The organism is Cronobacter sakazakii, from assembly GCF_000982825.1.
Taxonomy (GTDB): domain Bacteria; phylum Pseudomonadota; class Gammaproteobacteria; order Enterobacterales; family Enterobacteriaceae; genus Cronobacter; species Cronobacter sakazakii.
Map to the genome: position 1 here is coordinate 1814687 of NZ_CP011047.1, position 17234 is coordinate 1831920.

Genomic DNA, 17234 nt, shown 5'->3' on the forward strand with positions numbered 1-17234 from the left:
TCCTGTCGCCCCTGTTCGCCGAGTCGTGTAATCTGCGATAACTATACTTAACCCTCGCTAAAGGAAAACAAAGGGCGTTGATATGGTTTTGAAATTTTTTCGTTGGCTGTTCCGTTTGCTCTTTCGCATTCAGGTATACGGAGATACCGGGCCGCTGACTCAGCAGCGCGTGCTCATCACGCCAAACCACGTATCGTTTCTGGACGGCGCGCTGATGGCGCTGTTCCTGCCTGTCCGCCCGGTGTTCGCGGTCTACACCTCTATCAGCCAGCAGTGGTATATGCGCGCGCTGAAGCCGCTGATTGATTTTGTTCCGCTCGACCCGACCAAACCGATGTCGGTCAAACAGCTGGTGCGTCTGGTGGGCGAGGGGCGTCCGGTGGTGATTTTCCCGGAAGGGCGCATCTCTATCAGCGGCTCTCTGATGAAAATCTACGAAGGGGCGGGCTTTGTGGCGGCGAAATCGCAGGCCACGGTGATCCCGGTGCGTATCGAAGGCGCGGAGCTGACCTTCTTTAGCCGCCTGAAAGGCCTGGTGAAACGCCGTCTCTTCCCGCGTATTTCCATTCACATCCTGCCGCCGACCAGTATCCCGATGCCTGACGCGCCGAAAGCGCGCGACCGCCGCAAAATGGCGGGCGAAATGCTGCATCAGGTAATGATGGAAGCGCGCATGGCGGCGCGCCCGCGCGAGACGCTGTTTGAGGCGCTCATTAATGCGCAAAAGCGCTATGGCGAGAGCAAAAACTGCCTGGAAGATATCAACTTCACGCCGGACACCTATCGCAGCCTGATGATGAAAACGCTGTTTGTGGGGCGCATTCTCGATAAATACAGCGCGCCACGCGAGGCCATCGGCCTGATGTTGCCGAACGCCAGCATCAGCGCCGCGGTGATTTTCGGCGCGGTGATGCGCGGGCGAATTCCGGCGATGATGAACTACACGGCGGGCGTGCAGGGGCTGACCAGCGCCATTACGGCGGCGCAGATCAAAACCATTTTCACCTCGCGCCAGTTCCTGGATAAAGGCAAGCTCTGGCATCTGCCTGAGCAAATCACCTCTGTGCGCTGGGTCTTCCTGGAAGATCTGAAAGGCGAAGTGACGGCGAAAGACAAAGCGTGGATCTTCGCGCATCTGTTAATGCCGCGCCTCGCGCAGGTGGAGCAGCAGCCGGAAGACGCGGCGCTGATCCTCTTTACCTCAGGGTCAGAAGGCAACCCGAAAGGCGTGGTGCACAGCCACAAGAGCCTGCTCGCGAACGTGGAGCAGATCCGCACCATCGCGGATTTCACCGCCGACGATAAATTTATGTCGGCGCTGCCGCTGTTCCACTCTTTTGGTCTGACGGTCGGGCTGTTTACGCCGCTGCTGACCGGCGCGGAAGTCTTCCTCTACCCAAGCCCGCTGCATTACCGCGTGGTGCCGGAGCTGGTGTATGACCGCAACTGTACGGTGATTTTCGGCACATCCACTTTCCTCGGTCACTACGCACGCTTCGCGCATCCGTACGATTTCCATCTGGTGCGCTATGTCGTGGCCGGTGCCGAGAAGCTGCAAGAGAGCACCAAACAGATCTGGCAGGATAAATTTGGCCTGCGCATTCTGGAAGGCTACGGCGTGACCGAGTGCGCGCCGGTGGTGTCCATTAACGTGCCGATGGCGGCGAAGCCGGGCACCGTCGGGCGTATTCTGCCGGCGATGGACGCGCGGCTCGTTGAAGTGCCGGGCATTGAGCAGGGCGGACGTTTGCAGTTAAAAGGCCCGAACATCATGAAAGGCTATCTGCGCGTGGAAAACCCGGGCGTGCTGGAAGCCCCGGCGGCGGAAAACCCGCAGGGCGTCAGCGAGCCGGGCTGGTATGACACCGGCGATATCGTCGCTTTTGACGAGCAGGGATTTGTGCAGATCCAGGGGCGCGCCAAACGCTTTGCCAAAATTGCGGGTGAAATGGTGTCGCTTGAGATGGTGGAAAGCCTGGCGCTCGCCGTCTCGCCGGAGAAAATGCACGCCACGGCGATTAAACACGATGCCGCGAAAGGCGAGGCGCTGGTGCTGTTCACCACCGACCCGGAACTGACCCGCGAAAAACTGGCGCAGCAGGCCCGCAGTAAAGGCGTGCCGGAACTCGCGGTGCCGCGTGATATCCGCTTCCTCAAGCAACTGCCGTTACTTGGCAGCGGCAAGCCGGATTTCGTGTCGCTGAAAAAACTTGTCGACCAGGAAGAGACGCATCATGCCTGATTCGCAAAGCCCGAACGGCTCGCTGTTTTCGCGGGGAATGATGGCGGTTATCGTCGCGCAGTTTCTCTCGGCGTTTGGCGATAACGCGCTGCTGTTTGCCACACTCGCGCTGCTTAAACAGCAGTTCTACCCGGAATGGAGCCAGCCGGTGCTGCAGATGGTGTTCGTCTGCGCTTACATTCTGCTGGCGCCGTTTGTAGGCCAGGTGGCGGATAGCTTTTCCAAAGGCCGGGTGATGATGGTCGCCAACGGTCTGAAGCTGCTCGGCGCGGTGGTCATCGTCTTTGGCGGCAACCCGTTTGTCGGGTATACGCTGGTGGGCGTCGGCGCGGCGGCGTATTCGCCCGCCAAGTACGGCATTCTCGGCGAAATCACCACGGGCGATCGTCTGGTTAAAGCGAACGGGCTGATGGAATCGTCGACGATCGCGGCGATCCTGATTGGCTCTATGGCAGGCGGCATGCTGGCGGACTGGCATGTGGGCGCAGCACTTGGCGTCTGTGCGCTGGCCTATGCGGGCGCAGTTGGCGCGAACCTGTTGATCCCGAAACTGGGCGCCGCGCGCCCTGGCCAGTCGTGGCGCTTTGGCCCGATGACGCGCAGCTTCTTCACGGCCTGCCGCACGCTGTGGCATAACGACGAAACCCGCTTCTCGCTGGTCGGCACCAGTATGTTCTGGGGCGCGGGCGTGACGCTGCGTTTCTTGCTGGTGCTGTGGGTGCCGGTGGCGCTTGGCATTACCGATAACGCCACGCCGACCTACCTGAACGCGATGGTGGCGGTCGGCATTGTGGCGGGCGCGGGGGCTGCGGCGAAGCTGGTGACGCTGGAGCGTGTGTCGCGCTGTATGCCGGCGGGCATTCTGATTGGCATTGCGGTTATCTTCTTCTCCCTGCAGCAGGCGGCGCTGCCCGCTTATCTGTTGCTGCTGCTGATAGGCTTTTTCGGCGGGTTTTTCGTGGTGCCGCTCAATGCGCTGTTGCAGGAGCGCGGCAAGCGCTCCGTCGGCGCGGGCAACGCGATTGCGGTGCAAAACCTCGGCGAGAATACCGCGATGCTGCTGATGCTGGGGCTCTATTCGCTGGCGGTGAAACTCTCGCTGCCGGTGGTGGGAATTGGCGTCGGCTTCGGGGCGATTTTCGCGCTGGCCATCGCTGGCCTGTGGCTGTGGCGACGTAAACAGTAAAAAAAGACCCGCTCCGGCGGGTCTTTTTTTTATCACCAGCAAATTACGTTGCCGCGCTTACGGCGCCGGGTAGGTATAGACCTGATGCACTGCTTCCAGCTCCGCCAGCACATCTTCACTGAGCGTCAGGTGCAGGCTTTCAACGTTGGTTTTCAGCTGTTCCATCGTCGTGGCACCGAGCAGCGTACTCGCCACAAACGGCTGCTGGCGCACGAACGCCAGCGCCATCTGCGCCGGATCCAGCCCGTGGCGCTTCGCCACATCAACATACGCCGCCACCGCTTTTTGCGACTGCTCGCTGCTGTAGCGCGTAAAGCGGCTGAAAAGCGTATTGCGTGCGCCTGCGGGTTTCGCGCCTTTCAGGTATTTGCCGGTCAGCGTGCCGAACGCCAGCGCGGAATAGGCCAGTAGCTCCACGCCTTCAAACTGGCTCACTTCGGCAAGTCCTACCTCAAAACTACGGTTCAGCAGGCTGTACGGGTTCTGGATGGTGACGATGCGCGGCAGATCGTGTTTATCCGCCAGATGCAGGTAGCGCATCACGCCAAAAGCGGTTTCGTTCGAGACGCCGATATAGCGGATTTTCCCGGCGCGCTGGAATTCCGCGAGCGCTTCCAGGGTTTCCAGCAGCGTGACGACCGGCGCGCTGTCGGTCCAGGTGTAGCCGAGCTTGCCAAAGCAGTTGGTCGGGCGCTGCGGCCAGTGCACCTGGTAGAGATCGAGATAATCGGTCTGTAAACGTTTCAGGCTGGCGTCGAGCGCGTCGCGGATATTTTTGCGATCCAGCGCCTGATTGGGGCGAATGCCGCTGTCGTTGTTGCGGCTCGGTCCGCTGACTTTGGAGGCGATCACCAGCTTTTCGCGATTGGCGCGTTTTTTCAGCCAGTTGCCAACATAGGTTTCCGTCAGGCCCTGCGTTTCCGGGCGCGGAGGCACGGGATACATTTCGGCGACATCAATCAGGTTTATGCCCTGGCTTACGGCGTAATCGAGCTGTTCGTGGGCGTCGGCCTCGCTGTTTTGTTCACCAAAGGTCATGGTTCCCAGCCCCAGCGTGCTGACTTCAAGTGAGCTATGAGGAATACGGTGATAATGCATAGCCGGCCTACCTTCTGTTGTTCAGTCCGCGTCAGGCCATTCCTGACAAAGGAATATAAACATGGCAGAGGGGAGACAAAAGGAAAAGAGGCAAGGGAGAAAAAACCAAAAGGTCAGCGCGATGCTGACCTTTTATTTAACGCTCAATGATTTGCGAAACCTGATCGCGGTTTATCTGCATCTCGTTACCCTGTGGGTCACGATAACTGACCAGACCGGTTTCGTCATCAACCTGCGGTTTGCCTTCAGTCAGGATCATCCGGCCATCTTTGGTCGCCATGACGTAATCACTGCTACAGCCTGAAACCGCGAAGGCCAATCCGACGGCAGAAATTGCTACAGCCCATTTATTCATTGTTTTTCGCCTCATCAGGAAGGGGTCCACGTAGAGTCTAGTAAAAAGCAGCGAGGCGGCGCGAAAAAGCAGCAAATTCTTAAAAGTTCAGGGGAATAAACAAAAACGCTCCCGAAGGAGCGTTCTGATTACAGCGGTCTTTTCTTGTTGCGCAGCAGATTGAGGCTTTCCACGGCGATGGAGAAAAACATCGCGAAGTAAATGTAGCCTTTCGGCACGTGAATATCGAAGCTCTCCAGCATCAGGGTAAAACCCACCAGGATCAGGAAAGAAAGCGCCAGCATCTTCACGGACGGATGGCGTTCAACAAACTCGCCGATAGGGCGCGCGGCGAACATCATTACGCCCACTGCGATCACCACCGCCGCCATCATAATAAACAGATGATCGGAGAGACCCACCGCGGTGATAACCGAATCCAGACTGAAGATAATATCCAGCAGCATGATCTGAATAATGGCGCCAAAGAAAGAGTGCACGTTGGTTTTCAGGCCTTCCTCTTCGCCTTCGATAGTCTCGTGGATCTCTTTACTGGCTTTCCAGATAAGGAACAGACCACCCAGTAGCAGGATCAGATCCCGCATCGAGATCGCCTGATCGAAAACGGTAAACAGCGGATTTGTGAGCTTCACGACCCAGGCGATCGACGCCAGAAGCGCGAGGCGCATAATCATCGCCGCGCCGAGGCCCATTTTGCGCGCCAGCGCCTGCTGAGATTTCGGCAGTTTCGCCACGACCAGAGAGAGAAAAATAATATTGTCGATCCCAAGCACAATCTCCAGCAGCGTCAGCGTACCGAGTGCCAGCCAGGCGTTGGGATCCGTTATCCATGCAAACCACATTCAAAAAAGTCCTGCTCAAAGAAACAAAACGCTAATTATATGCGTCGGGGGAGGGCTGTTGACAAAATTTTAAGGGATTCATAACAAAAAATGGCGCGCCAGCAGGGCGGCGGTGAAGTTTTTCTTCAGATAAAAGCCGCGCGGCAGCGTCATTATCGGCTCGCCATGTGCGCCGAACGCGGGCGTCAGCGCTTTGCTGTTGGCGGCTTTTGGACGCAGCTGCAATACCTCGCCGTGACGCGCGGTGATGCGCTCTACCTGACCTAACACAATCAAGTCCATTAACTCTTCCCAGTCACGACGCAGCTGATCGTCTTCCTGTGGCGATGGGCTCCAGAGCAACGGCGCGCCAACGCGGCGCTCTGCCAGCGGGATTTCGCGCTCGCCTTCTACCGGCACCCACAGTACGCGTTTGAGCTTGTGGCGCACGTGACTGGTTTCCCATGTCACGCCGGTATTGCCGGTAAGCGGAGCGACGCACACAAACGTCGTCTCAAGCGGGCGGCCCTGGCTGTCGATGGGGATCGTTTTCAGCTCTACGCCAAGCGCTGCGAAATCCTGCTCGGGTTTACTGCCTGCGCTCGCGCCAAGCCAGCGCTCCAGCAGCACGCCGATCCAGCCCTTATCACGACGCAAATCGGCGGGCGTTTCGAGGCCTGCCAGCGCCGCCAGTTCGCCAAGCGTCAGCCCCGCCAACTGCTGCGCCTGATGCAGCAGCTGCGCTTCATCGACGGGCGGTTGAACAAGAGGAGCAAGGGAAGTCATAACGATTACCTTCTGTTTAAAAAATGAACAGCAAAATGCCTGCTTGTGGAAAGAGTTTACCTGCTTGTGAGCAAGCAATTCAATTACATGATTTTAAATGATTTTTATGAAAAAGAAGGATTTCTCAGACGTCAGAAATAAAGGTTGTTCAAATCTGGTCACCGACAATAAACAGGATCTTACACCAGTTTATCCACAGAAAAATGGGATAACTGTGTAAATCCCTCACTACTGTTTCGATTTACAGCCTTGACGGACGGGGGAAAACGCCTTTTTCAACAAATTGTGACTAAGTTATTGGCATAATCTGTGGATAAAAACGACGCTGGTCGATCTTTCGTCAGAGTAAGGATCGTGAGTGTGACGATCGTCACACTGAGCGGTGAGTATCACGTTTTTTGTATTATAATTGTTTGAATAGCAATGCAATTTTTTCTATAAGAATAATCCCTGGTTTTGGGTTGTTTTGGGTTTTCCCTGGGAAATAAGACACTTCTTCACAAAGATATCCACAGAAAAAGTGAATAAAAGCGGGTCTTAATCGCTTCCCCTGTTTATAACCCCGCATATTTTTGTGAGTTATTCAAATGTTATTCCTGTTCACAGCGGCTAACAGAGTGGTTTACCGTCAATGAGGAGTATGAAACAATCGTTACTATCCAGGTTTATTTTGAGGTAGTCCGGTGATCGATGATGATGGCTACCGCCCGAATGTTGGTATCGTGATCTGTAATCGTCAGGGACAGGTAATGTGGGCCAGGCGTTTTGGTCAGCACTCCTGGCAATTTCCGCAAGGGGGTATTAATCCTGGCGAGTCGGCGGAGCAGGCGATGTACCGCGAGCTTTTCGAAGAGGTCGGTTTACAACGAAAAGATGTGCGCATCCTTGCGACTACCCGAAACTGGTTACGTTACAAATTACCAAAACGTTTGGTGCGTTGGGACACAAAGCCGGTATGTATCGGCCAGAAACAAAAGTGGTTTCTTCTGCAGTTAATGAGCAACGACGCCGATATCAACATGCAAACCAGCAGTACGCCAGAATTTGACGGCTGGCGGTGGGTAAGCTTCTGGTATCCGGTGCGCCAGGTGGTCTCTTTCAAGCGCGATGTCTATCGTCGAGTGATGAAAGAGTTCGCAAGCGTTGTGATGCCGTTGCAAGAGAGCGCGCCACCGCAGCGTAATCCTTCGCCTGCCTGGCGACGTAAAAGAGGTTAAGCCACGCAAATTATGCTCACCCGGTTGCGAGAAATAGTCGAGAAAGTGGCCAGCGCCCCGCGCCTCAACGAGGCGCTGGATATTCTCGTTACGGATATCTGTCTTGCGATGGATACCGATGTTTGTTCGGTTTATCTCGCCGATCACGACCGGCGTTGCTATTACCTGATGGCAACGCGTGGGCTGAAAAAACCGCGCGGGCGCACCGTAACGCTGGCCTTTGATGAAGGTATCGTCGGCCTGGTCGGGCGCCTCGCCGAGCCGATTAACCTTGCCGATGCGCAAAAACACCCCAGCTTTAAATACATTCCCTCTGTGCGTGAAGAACGTTTTCGCGCTTTTCTCGGCGTGCCGATTATTCAGCGCCGCCAGCTGCTTGGCGTTTTAGTCGTCCAGCAGCGCGAGCTGCGCCAGTATGACGAGAGCGAAGAATCCTTCCTGGTGACGCTCGCCACCCAGATGGCGGCGATTTTGTCGCAGTCTCAGCTGACCGCGCTGTTTGGCCAGTATCGTCAGACGCGTATCCGCGCGCTGCCGGCCTCGCCGGGCGTGGCGATCGCGCCGGGCTGGATGGACGCCACACTGCCGTTGATGGAGCAGGTCTACGAAGCCTCGACGCTCGATACCGGGCTTGAGCGCGAACGCCTGACCACCGCGCTTGAAGAAGCCGCTGGCGAATTCCGCCGCTACAGCAAACGTTTTGCCGCAGGCGCGCAAAAAGAGACGGCGGCGATTTTCGATCTCTATTCCCACCTGTTGTCCGACGCGCGGCTGCGTCGTGAGCTTTACGACGAGGTGGATAAAGGCTCGGTCGCCGAATGGGCGGTCAAAAAAGTTATTGAGAAATTCGCCGAGCAGTTTGCCGCGCTGACCGATGGCTATCTGAAAGAGCGCGCAGGCGATTTGCGCACGCTCGGGCAGCGGTTGCTGTTCCATCTCGACGATAATATTCAGAGCCCGAACACCTGGCCTGAGCGTTTTGTGCTGGTGGCGGATGAGCTTTCCGCCACAACGCTCGCCGAGCTGCCCCAGGACAGGCTGATGGGCGTCGTCGTGCGTGACGGGGCCGCCAACTCCCATGCCGCTATTATGGTGCGCGCGATGGGCATTCCAACCGTGATGGGCGCGGATATTCAGCCTTCTGTGCTGCATCATCGTATGCTGGTGGTCGATGGTTATCGCGGCGAACTGCTGGTCGACCCGAGCCCGGTGCTGCTTCATGAATATCAGCGGCTCCTCAGCGAAGAAAATGAACTTAGCCGGATTGCCGAAGATTATGTCGAACAGCCCGCCTGCCTGAAGAGCGGCGAGCGGGTGCAGGTCATGCTCAATGCGGGTTTGAGCCCGGAGCATGAAGAAAAACTCGGCAGTCGTATCGACGGCATTGGGCTTTATCGCACCGAAATCCCGTTTATGCTGCAAAGCGGTTTTCCGTCCGAAGAAGAGCAGGTAGCGCAGTACCAGGGCATGTTGCAGATGTTTAACGACAAGCCAGTGACGCTGCGCACGCTTGATGTCGGCGCGGATAAACAGCTGCCCTATATGCCCATCAGCGAGGAGAACCCTTGCCTTGGCTGGCGCGGGATACGCATCACACTCGATCAGCCGGAGATCTTTTTGATCCAGGTGCGCGCCATGTTGCGTGCCAATGCTGCAACGGGCAATCTCAGCATCCTCTTACCGATGATCACGAGCATCGACGAAGTGGACGAAGCGCGTCGGCTTATCGACAGAGCTGGCCGCGAAATGGAAGAGATGCTCGGCTATGAGATCCCTAAACCGCGGCTGGGCATTATGGTAGAAGTCCCATCGATGCTGTTTATGCTGCCTCACCTGGCAAGCCGCGTTGACTTTATTTCCGTTGGCACCAATGACCTCACCCAATATCTGCTGGCGGTAGATCGCAATAACACGCGGGTCGCCAGTCTCTATGACAGCCTCCATCCGGCGATGCTGCGCGCGCTAAAAATGATTGCCCTTGAGGCACAGCGCCTCGGCATCGATCTCTGCCTGTGCGGCGAAATGGCGGGTGACCCGATGTGCGTCGCGCTGCTGGTTGGCATGGGCTATCACCATCTCTCGATGAACGGCCGCTCGGTCGCGCGCGTGAAGTATCTGCTTAGACATATCACGCTGGAAGAGGCCGAGACGCTCAGCGCGCGCAGCCTCGAATCGCAATCAGCCACAGAAGTGCGTCACCAGGTGGCGGCGTTTATGGAGCGTCGCGGCATGGGCGGTCTCATTCGCGGCGGCCTGTAACACTGCTATAACCGGTTGTGCTCTTACATATCTTTTACAACTTCCTGCCCTCGCCCACGCCAGGCTTTATGCTATGATCCGCAGCCTCAGGAGCGTCCGGAAAAGGGCGCAGCATCTCACCCGCTGTCCACTTTCAGCGGGATAACAACAGGTTTTGGTGACAGATGAATAGTGGCTATCTGCATTTTCCCGATTTTGATCCGGTAATCTTCTCTCTTGGACCGGTTTCGCTTCACTGGTACGGGCTGATGTATCTTGTGGGCTTTGTGTTCGCCATGTGGCTCGCCGTTCGTCGTGCTAATCGTCCTGGCAGCGGCTGGACAAAAAACGAAGTGGAAAACCTGCTGTATGCGGGCTTTCTCGGCGTCTTCCTTGGCGGGCGTATCGGTTATGTGCTGTTTTACAATCTGCCGCTCTTCCTCGAAAACCCGCTTTATCTGTTCCGCGTCTGGGATGGCGGGATGTCCTTCCATGGCGGACTCATCGGCGTAATCTGCGTGATGATCTGGTTTGCGAAGCGCACCAAACGTAACTTCTTCCAGGTCTCCGATTTTATCGCGCCGCTGATCCCCTTCGGGCTTGGCGCGGGCCGTCTGGGTAACTTTATTAATGGCGAGCTGTGGGGCCGTGTCGATCCGGGCTTCCCGTATGCCATGCTTTTCCCCGGTTCGCGCAGCGAAGATATCGGCCTGCTGGCCTCGCATCCGGAATGGCAATCGCTGTTTAATACTTACGGTGTGCTGCCTCGCCATCCGTCGCAGCTTTATGAGTTGTTCCTCGAAGGCATCGTGCTGTTTATCATTCTGAATCTGTTTATCCGTAAACCGCGTCCGATGGGGGCGGTCTCCGGCCTGTTCCTGATTGGTTACGGCGCATTCCGTATTATTGTTGAATTTTTCCGTCAGCCGGACGCGCAGTTTACCGGCGAGTGGGTGCAGTACATTAGCATGGGGCAAATCCTCTCCATTCCGATGATCGTCGCAGGCGCAGCCATGATGATCTGGGCTTATCGCTGCCGCCCACAGCAGCAACTTTCGTGAGACGCCATGAAACAGTATCTTGAACTGATGAACAAAGTGCTCCATGAGGGAGCACAAAAAGATGACCGTACCGGCACCGGGACGCTTTCGATTTTTGGCCACCAGATGCGTTTTAACCTGCAGGAAGGTTTTCCGCTGGTTACGACTAAACGTTGTCATTTGCGCTCCATCATCCATGAGCTGCTTTGGTTTCTGAAAGGCGACACTAATGTCGCTTATTTACATGAAAATAACGTCACCATCTGGGACGAGTGGGCAGATGAAAACGGCGATCTGGGCCCGGTATACGGCAAACAGTGGCGCTCATGGGCGACACCCGATGGCCGCCATATCGACCAGCTGGAAACCGTCCTGAACCAGCTGAAAAACGATCCGGACTCGCGCCGTATCATTGTTTCTGCCTGGAACGTCGGTGAGCTGGATAAAATGGCGCTGGCGCCTTGCCACGCGTTTTTCCAGTTCTACGTAGCGAACGGCAAGCTCTCTTGTCAGCTCTACCAGCGCTCCTGCGATGTGTTCCTTGGCCTGCCATTTAACATCGCCAGCTACGCGCTGCTGGTGCATATGATGGCGCAGCAGTGTGACCTTGAGCCCGGCGATTTCGTCTGGACGGGCGGCGATACGCACCTCTACAGCAATCACCTGCAGCAGGCGCGTTTGCAGCTCACACGCGAGCCGCGCCCGCTGCCGAAGCTGGTTATCAAGCGTAAGCCGGAATCGCTCTTTGATTACCGGTTCGAAGACTTCGAAATCGAAGGCTACGATCCTCACCCGGCCATCAAAGCGCCCGTCGCGATTTAATGCTTACCCTGCCATAACCGACGCACTTCCGCGTCGGTTTTTTTATTCCTGTTATTCATTCTTCGGCACATCTTCCAGCGCTTATGCAAGCACATGCAAACGAGTCGATTTCTTTCGAGATGTCTTCCGGTTTCGCGGATTACCGCTGGTCACGTTTACTGGCAGTGGCACACTTGCGCCATGAACCGAAAACAGCAGGGCTATAGCCTGATAGAAGTGATGGTGGTGCTGGTGATTATTATCAGCATGAGCGCGGCGGGCGTGTATGGCTGGCAGCGCTGGCAAAACCAGCAACGTTTATGGCAGACCGCGCAGCAAACGCGTGATTTTCTTGAAGCACTCAGGGAGGAGGCGAACTGGCGTAATGTTGACTACAAACTCTGGGTAAATCGTGGTTCGCAGGGATGGTGCCTGGGTACACAGACGAGTAGCGAGCAGACGTGTCGTAAAGGAGCAAAGGATCAGTTTTCACCGCCGTGGCCGGAAGTGGAGATCGCTGAAATGACGCCCGGGCTGGCCTTCTTTGGATTACGCAATACGGCCTGGCCAGGACACATCATTTTACGTAGCCCCGTTGGGGAGTGGCGCATCATTATTTCGGTCTGGGGGCGGATCCGGCTATGCGAGCCAGGAGAAGGGACATCATGCGTGTAAAGGAGAAAGGATTCTCTCTGCTTGAGGTGCTGATTGCGCTTGGCATAAGCAGCGTATTGTTAACCGGAGCCGCAAGGCTGCTTCCCGCGTTGCAGCTCGGCATACTGCGTCAGGCGCAACAAACGCTCTTGCAAGAAGAGCTCTGGCAGCTGGCATTTACAGTGGGCAAACAGATACAGCGAGCTGGTTACTGCTACGGCGGTTGTGATAGCCGCGCACTGCAACTCAATAGCGACGGCAGCTGTTTGCTGGTGCAGTGGGATGCGAACAGCAATGGCCGTTTCGAGAGCGCGCCTTCAGCCGATGCTGAGCAAACGGGGTATCGCCTGCGCGACGGCAGCGTTGAGACGCTAAGGGGCGCTACATCCTGCGAGGGGAAAGGGTGGGAGAAAATGACGAATCCCGCCATGGTGCGCATCGACAAATTTCAGGTGCGGGAAAAACGGCGGCCCGGCTTCCCTGCGCTATTTACCGTGGCATTGCGCGCAATAATGCTCCGCTACCACGGCGATCCGGTGGCTGTGGAGCATAGCGTCAGTGGGTTTAACTTATGAACGCCAGAGAGAAGGGCATGTCGACCATTGCTATGGTTCTGGCTTTGTTGCTGCTGGGCAGTCTGATGTTAGGTGGGCTTCAGCAGCAACTGGACAGCCGTTTTGGCCGCGCGGCAAACGAAAGTGCGGCGATTAAAGCGTTTAACGCGGCGCTTTCAGCGCTGGCATTGTCGCAAAGCCAACGCTGGGTGTTTACACCACAGTGGCAATGTCAGACTTTGCCTGAAGTCAAAGGACGGGCCTGCGTCAGGCAGATGCAAACGTATCTGCTGGTCGCAGCAGAGGGCGCGGATGAGAATGCCGTGCCCCTCACGCTCTGGCGCTGGGCGCAGCCTGACGGTGATCGCCTGCGTTTTATGCCGCATGGCTGGAGCGACTTCTGCCCGCTCACGGAGGCGAAGCAATGCCAGTTACCTTAGCTCGCCAGCGTCAGGCCGGGTTTAGCTTGCCCGAAGTGTTGATGTCTCTGGTTTTGTTCATCGTCATCATCGGGGCGTTAACGGGGTATTACCAGGTACTGGCGCAAGGGTTTCTTAATCAGTGGCACTATCGGCAGCTCTGGCGTTTTGCGAGTCAGCAGGCAGAAATCAACCCGCCACCTTTGCCTGAAGGCTGGAAAGCGACGCGGGTGGAGACTTCCGTAGCGGGATGTGTCAGCATTTCGGTTATTGTGTCGAGCCCTGGGGGCAGGCAAGGGCAGTTAAGACGTTTACATTGCCCCTCTGAAAAGCAGTAGTCAGGAGTCACTATGTTACGGGTTTATCACTCCAACCGGCTTGATGTGCTGGAAGCGATTATGGAGTTCATTGTTGAACAACAGCCGCTTCCCGATCCCTTCGAGCCTGAGATCGTCCTGGTGCAAAGCACCGGTATGGCGCAGTGGTTGCAGATGAGCCTGGCACAGAAATTTGGCATCGCCGCGAATATCGAGTTTCCACTTCCGGCAAGCTTCATCTGGGACATGTTCGTGCGCGTGCTGCGTGATATTCCGCAGGAGAGCGCCTTTACCAAACAGAACATGAGCTGGAAACTCATGAAGCTTTTGCCAGGTATGCTCACTTCGCCTGACTTCGACATGCTGCGGCACTACCTGCACGATGACGAAGATAAACGCAAGCTGTTCCAGCTCGCCTCACGCGTGGCGGATCTCTACGATCAGTATCTGGTGTATCGCCCCGAATGGTTAACCCGCTGGGAGGCAGGAGATGTTGTCGATGGTCTTGGCGAGCCACAGCGCTGGCAGGCGCCGCTCTGGCGGGCGCTGGTTGAACACACCGCAGCGCTCGGGCAGCCGCAGTGGCACCGCGCCAACCTTTATCAGCGTTTTATTCGTACGCTTGAGACGGCGGAAAGCCGCCCGGAAGGGCTGCCCGCCCGCGTGTTTATTTGTGGCATTTCGGCGCTGCCCCCTGTCTATCTACAGGCTTTACAGGCGCTGGGTAAACACATTGATGTGCATCTACTTTTTACTAACCCGTGCCGTTATTACTGGGGCGATATACAAGATCCGGCTTTCCTCGCGCGCCTGTTAAGCCGCAAGCGTAAACTGCATGCGAAAGAGGGAACGGCACCGCTTTTTAAAGACAGCGAAACGGCCCCTGCTCTGTTCAATGAAGAAGGCGAGCAGGAAGTGGGAAACCCGCTGCTTGCTTCCTGGGGCAAATTAGGCCGTGACTACACGTACCTGCTTTCAGGCCTTGAGCGTTTTGAGGAGATGGATGTATTTGTCGATCTCGAACCCGATAACCTGTTGCACAGTCTGCAGTTCGATCTGCTGGAACTACGTAATCAGGCGCAGGCGGGCGTGACGCTTGAGGAGTTTGAGCGAAGCGATGGAAAACGCCTGCTGGATCCTGACGATCGCAGTATCAGTGTGCATGTCTGCCATAGCCCCCAGCGCGAAGTGGAAATTCTCCATGACCAGCTTCTGCAAATGCTGGAGGCCGATCCACAGCTGACGCCGCGCGATATCATCGTGATGGTGGCGGATATCGACAGCTACAGTCCGTTTATTCAGGCTGTCTTTGGCAGCGCGAGCCAGGAGCGATACCTGCCGTTCGCCATCTCTGACCGGCGCGCGCGTCAGGCGCACCCTGCGCTTCAGGCATTCATTACGTTACTCTCGCTGCCGGACAGCCGTTTTGTCTCTGAAGATGTCCTGGCATTGCTGGAAGTCCCGTCGCTTGCCGCCCGTTTCAATATCAGCGAAGAGGGGCTGCGCTTCCTGCGACAGTGGGTGAATGAGTCCGGCGTACGCTGGGGCATTGATGATGACAACGTGCGTGAACTGGCGCTGCCAGCGACCGGTCAGCACACCTGGCAGTTTGGTCTTACCCGTATGCTGCTGGGCTACGCCATGGAAAGCCATCTTGGCGAATGGCAGTCGGTGCTGCCGTATGATGAATCCAGCGGGTTAATTGCTGAACTGGTCGGCCATCTTGCTGAACTCTTAATGCAGCTTAACCTGTGGCGCAAAGGGCTTTCGCAGGCGCGGCCGCTGGCAGAATGGCTACCGGTCTGTCGGGAAATGCTCGATAGCTTCTTTGCACCTGATGCTGAGACCGAAGCCGCGTTGGCGCTCATCGAACAACAGTGGCAGGCGATTATCGAGCAAGGCATTAGCGCACATTATGAAGATGAAGTGCCGCTCACGTTGCTGCGTGATGAGCTGGCGAAAATGCTCGACCAGGAGCGCATCAGCCAGCGTTTTCTCGCCGGGCCGGTAAACTTCTGTACGTTGATGCCGATGCGCTCGATTCCTTTTAAGGTCGTATGCTTGCTGGGCATGAACGATGGCGTTTATCCAAGAACACTCGCGCCACTGGGGTTTGATCTTATGAGCCAGAAGCCGCAGCGCGGGGATCGCAGCCGTCGCGACGACGATCGTTACCTCTTCCTGGAGGCGCTGATTTCCGCTCAGCAGCAACTTTACATCAGCTACATTGGCCGTTCGGTACAGGATAACAGCGAAAAGTATCCATCAGTGCTGGTGCAGGAGCTGGTGGATTATCTTGCCCAGAGCCATTATCTGCCGGGCGACGAGGCGCTCAACTGTGATGAAAGCGCGAAAAAGGTCAAAGCCCACCTGATGCGGCTCTACCCTCGAACACCTTTTGATGCGGAAAACTTTCAGCCTGCCAGAGAGACTCAGAGCTACGCCCGCGAATGGCTGCCCGCCGCCAGCGAGCAGGGTGAGGCGCATCCGGAATTTATCAAACCGCTGACGCCAGTCACGCTTGAGGAACTGCCATTTGAACAGTTCCAGCGCTTCTGGCGCCACCCGGTGCGAGCCTTTTTCCAGTTGCGGCTGAAAGTTAACTTCCGCACGGAAGAGAGCGAACTGCCGGATGCTGAGCCTTTTACCCTGGATAGCCTCGGCCGCTACCACATGAATCAGCAGCTACTGAATACGCTGGTGGAGCAACAAGATCCTGAAGCCCTCTATCGTCGATACCGTGCGGCAGGTGAGCTGCCCTATGGCGCGTTCGGCGAGCTGTTCTGGGAAAGCCAGCTACAGGAAATGCAGGCTCTGGCCGAGCGAGTGCTGGCTGAGCGCGATGGCGGCGAAAGCCAGGAGATTGCGCTTGAGCTTGGTAATGTCGAAATGACGGGCTGGTTGCAGCATGTGCAGCAGGACGGGCTGTTACGGTGGCGGCCTTCCATACTGCGTGTTGAACATGGAATGCAACTTTGGCTTGAGCATCTGGTCTACTGTGCCTGTGGCGGTGAAGGAACCAGCCGCCTTTATGGCCGTAAAGATAGCTGCTGGCGCTTTCCGCCTGTACCGCGTGAGCAAGCGGAACACTATTTGCGCGAGCTTACCGAGGGGTATCAGCAGGGAATGCGCGAACCGCTGATTTTGTTGCCGCAGAGTGGTGGTGAGTGGCTAAAAGCCTGTTATGACGTGAAGAATGATGCCATTTTGTGGGATGAAGAAACCCAGTTGAAAGCACGTAATAAGCTGATTCAGGCCTGGACGGGTAACCAGATGGTAGAAGGCGAGGGGATGGATATCTGGTATCAGCGTCTGTGGCGTCACCTGGAGCCGGAGTATTACGAGGCCATCATCCGCGAGGCGCAGCGTTATCTGCTGCCGCTGTTCCGCCATCACCAACCCTGACCATTAAGCGCAGACGGCGACGTTGACGCCCTCATAAGAAGGACGTAGCCGTATGCGCCGCATGTTAATGATGAATAGCAGAAGCAGTAAATGAGAGGTTT

Annotated in this window: 15 protein-coding genes; 11 read left to right on the plus strand and 4 right to left on the minus strand. The window is 56.4% G+C overall.

What is annotated here, in order from left to right; all coding sequences use genetic code 11:
* Positions 1-82: 82 nt before the first annotated feature.
* Positions 83-2242 carry a bifunctional acyl-ACP--phospholipid O-acyltransferase/long-chain-fatty-acid--ACP ligase gene (gene aas / locus CSK29544_RS08560; protein WP_014728131.1) on the plus strand — a complete coding sequence of 720 codons (2160 nt, stop codon included), beginning with the start codon at positions 83-85 and terminating at the stop codon, positions 2240-2242.
* A complete protein-coding gene (lplT, locus tag CSK29544_RS08565; RefSeq protein ID WP_007894423.1) occupies positions 2235-3428 on the plus strand; it encodes a lysophospholipid transporter LplT in 1194 nt (397 codons plus the stop codon). The genes aas and lplT overlap by 8 nt, the downstream gene beginning before the upstream one ends.
* A gap of 57 nt (positions 3429-3485) precedes the next feature.
* Here the strand turns inward: lplT and CSK29544_RS08570 are convergent, their stop codons facing one another.
* The 4 genes from CSK29544_RS08570 to mutH all read right to left on the minus strand — a co-directional run bounded on the left by CSK29544_RS08570 (position 3486) and on the right by mutH (position 6488).
* A complete protein-coding gene (locus CSK29544_RS08570; protein WP_007894424.1) occupies positions 3486-4526 on the minus strand; it encodes an NADP(H)-dependent aldo-keto reductase in 1041 nt (346 codons plus the stop codon).
* A gap of 136 nt (positions 4527-4662) precedes the next feature.
* Positions 4663-4881 carry a YgdI/YgdR family lipoprotein gene (locus tag CSK29544_RS22630; protein ID WP_004385948.1) on the minus strand — a complete coding sequence of 73 codons (219 nt, stop codon included), beginning with the start codon at positions 4879-4881 and terminating at the stop codon, positions 4663-4665.
* A 128-nt stretch (positions 4882-5009) separates the two neighbouring features.
* Positions 5010-5723 carry a TerC family protein gene (locus tag CSK29544_RS08580; protein ID WP_007894426.1) on the minus strand — a complete coding sequence of 238 codons (714 nt, stop codon included), beginning with the start codon at positions 5721-5723 and terminating at the stop codon, positions 5010-5012.
* A gap of 78 nt (positions 5724-5801) precedes the next feature.
* Positions 5802-6488 (minus strand): DNA mismatch repair endonuclease MutH, encoded by a 687-nt coding sequence (gene mutH / locus CSK29544_RS08585; protein WP_004385950.1) that lies wholly within the window; start codon positions 6486-6488, stop codon positions 5802-5804.
* Between the two features lie 683 nt (positions 6489-7171).
* Between mutH and rppH the strand changes: the two genes are divergently transcribed.
* From rppH to recC, 9 genes are all read left to right on the plus strand, one after another.
* A complete protein-coding gene (rppH, locus tag CSK29544_RS08590; protein ID WP_004385951.1) occupies positions 7172-7705 on the plus strand; it encodes an RNA pyrophosphohydrolase in 534 nt (177 codons plus the stop codon).
* Between the two features lie 12 nt (positions 7706-7717).
* On the plus strand, positions 7718-9964 hold the full coding sequence (ptsP, locus tag CSK29544_RS08595) for a phosphoenolpyruvate--protein phosphotransferase (protein WP_007894428.1): 2247 nt from the start codon (positions 7718-7720) through the stop codon (positions 9962-9964).
* 164 nt (positions 9965-10128) lie between these two features.
* Positions 10129-11004 carry a prolipoprotein diacylglyceryl transferase gene (gene lgt, locus CSK29544_RS08600; RefSeq protein WP_029039235.1) on the plus strand — a complete coding sequence of 292 codons (876 nt, stop codon included), beginning with the start codon at positions 10129-10131 and terminating at the stop codon, positions 11002-11004.
* A 6-nt stretch (positions 11005-11010) separates the two neighbouring features.
* Positions 11011-11805, plus strand: a complete 795-nt coding sequence (gene thyA / locus CSK29544_RS08605) for a thymidylate synthase (protein ID WP_029039234.1) — start codon at positions 11011-11013, stop codon at positions 11803-11805.
* Between the two features lie 180 nt (positions 11806-11985).
* Entirely contained in the window at positions 11986-12459 is a 474-nt protein-coding gene (locus CSK29544_RS08610) for a prepilin peptidase-dependent protein (RefSeq protein WP_007894437.1), read from the plus strand.
* Positions 12450-13013: a prepilin peptidase-dependent protein gene (locus CSK29544_RS08615; protein ID WP_007894438.1), complete on the plus strand. Its 564-nt coding sequence runs from the start codon at positions 12450-12452 to the stop codon at positions 13011-13013. Before CSK29544_RS08610 ends, CSK29544_RS08615 begins: the two co-directional genes overlap by 10 nt.
* A gap of 17 nt (positions 13014-13030) precedes the next feature.
* The gene (locus tag CSK29544_RS08620; RefSeq protein WP_007894440.1) at positions 13031-13432 is read left to right on the plus strand and encodes a DUF2509 family protein; all 402 of its coding nucleotides are present in this window, start codon (positions 13031-13033) and stop codon (positions 13430-13432) included.
* Positions 13417-13749 carry a prepilin-type N-terminal cleavage/methylation domain-containing protein gene (locus CSK29544_RS08625; RefSeq protein ID WP_029039233.1) on the plus strand — a complete coding sequence of 111 codons (333 nt, stop codon included), beginning with the start codon at positions 13417-13419 and terminating at the stop codon, positions 13747-13749. Before CSK29544_RS08620 ends, CSK29544_RS08625 begins: the two co-directional genes overlap by 16 nt.
* A gap of 12 nt (positions 13750-13761) precedes the next feature.
* Positions 13762-17133 carry an exodeoxyribonuclease V subunit gamma gene (recC, locus tag CSK29544_RS08630; RefSeq protein WP_007894441.1) on the plus strand — a complete coding sequence of 1124 codons (3372 nt, stop codon included), beginning with the start codon at positions 13762-13764 and terminating at the stop codon, positions 17131-17133.
* Positions 17134-17234 lie beyond the last annotated feature (101 nt).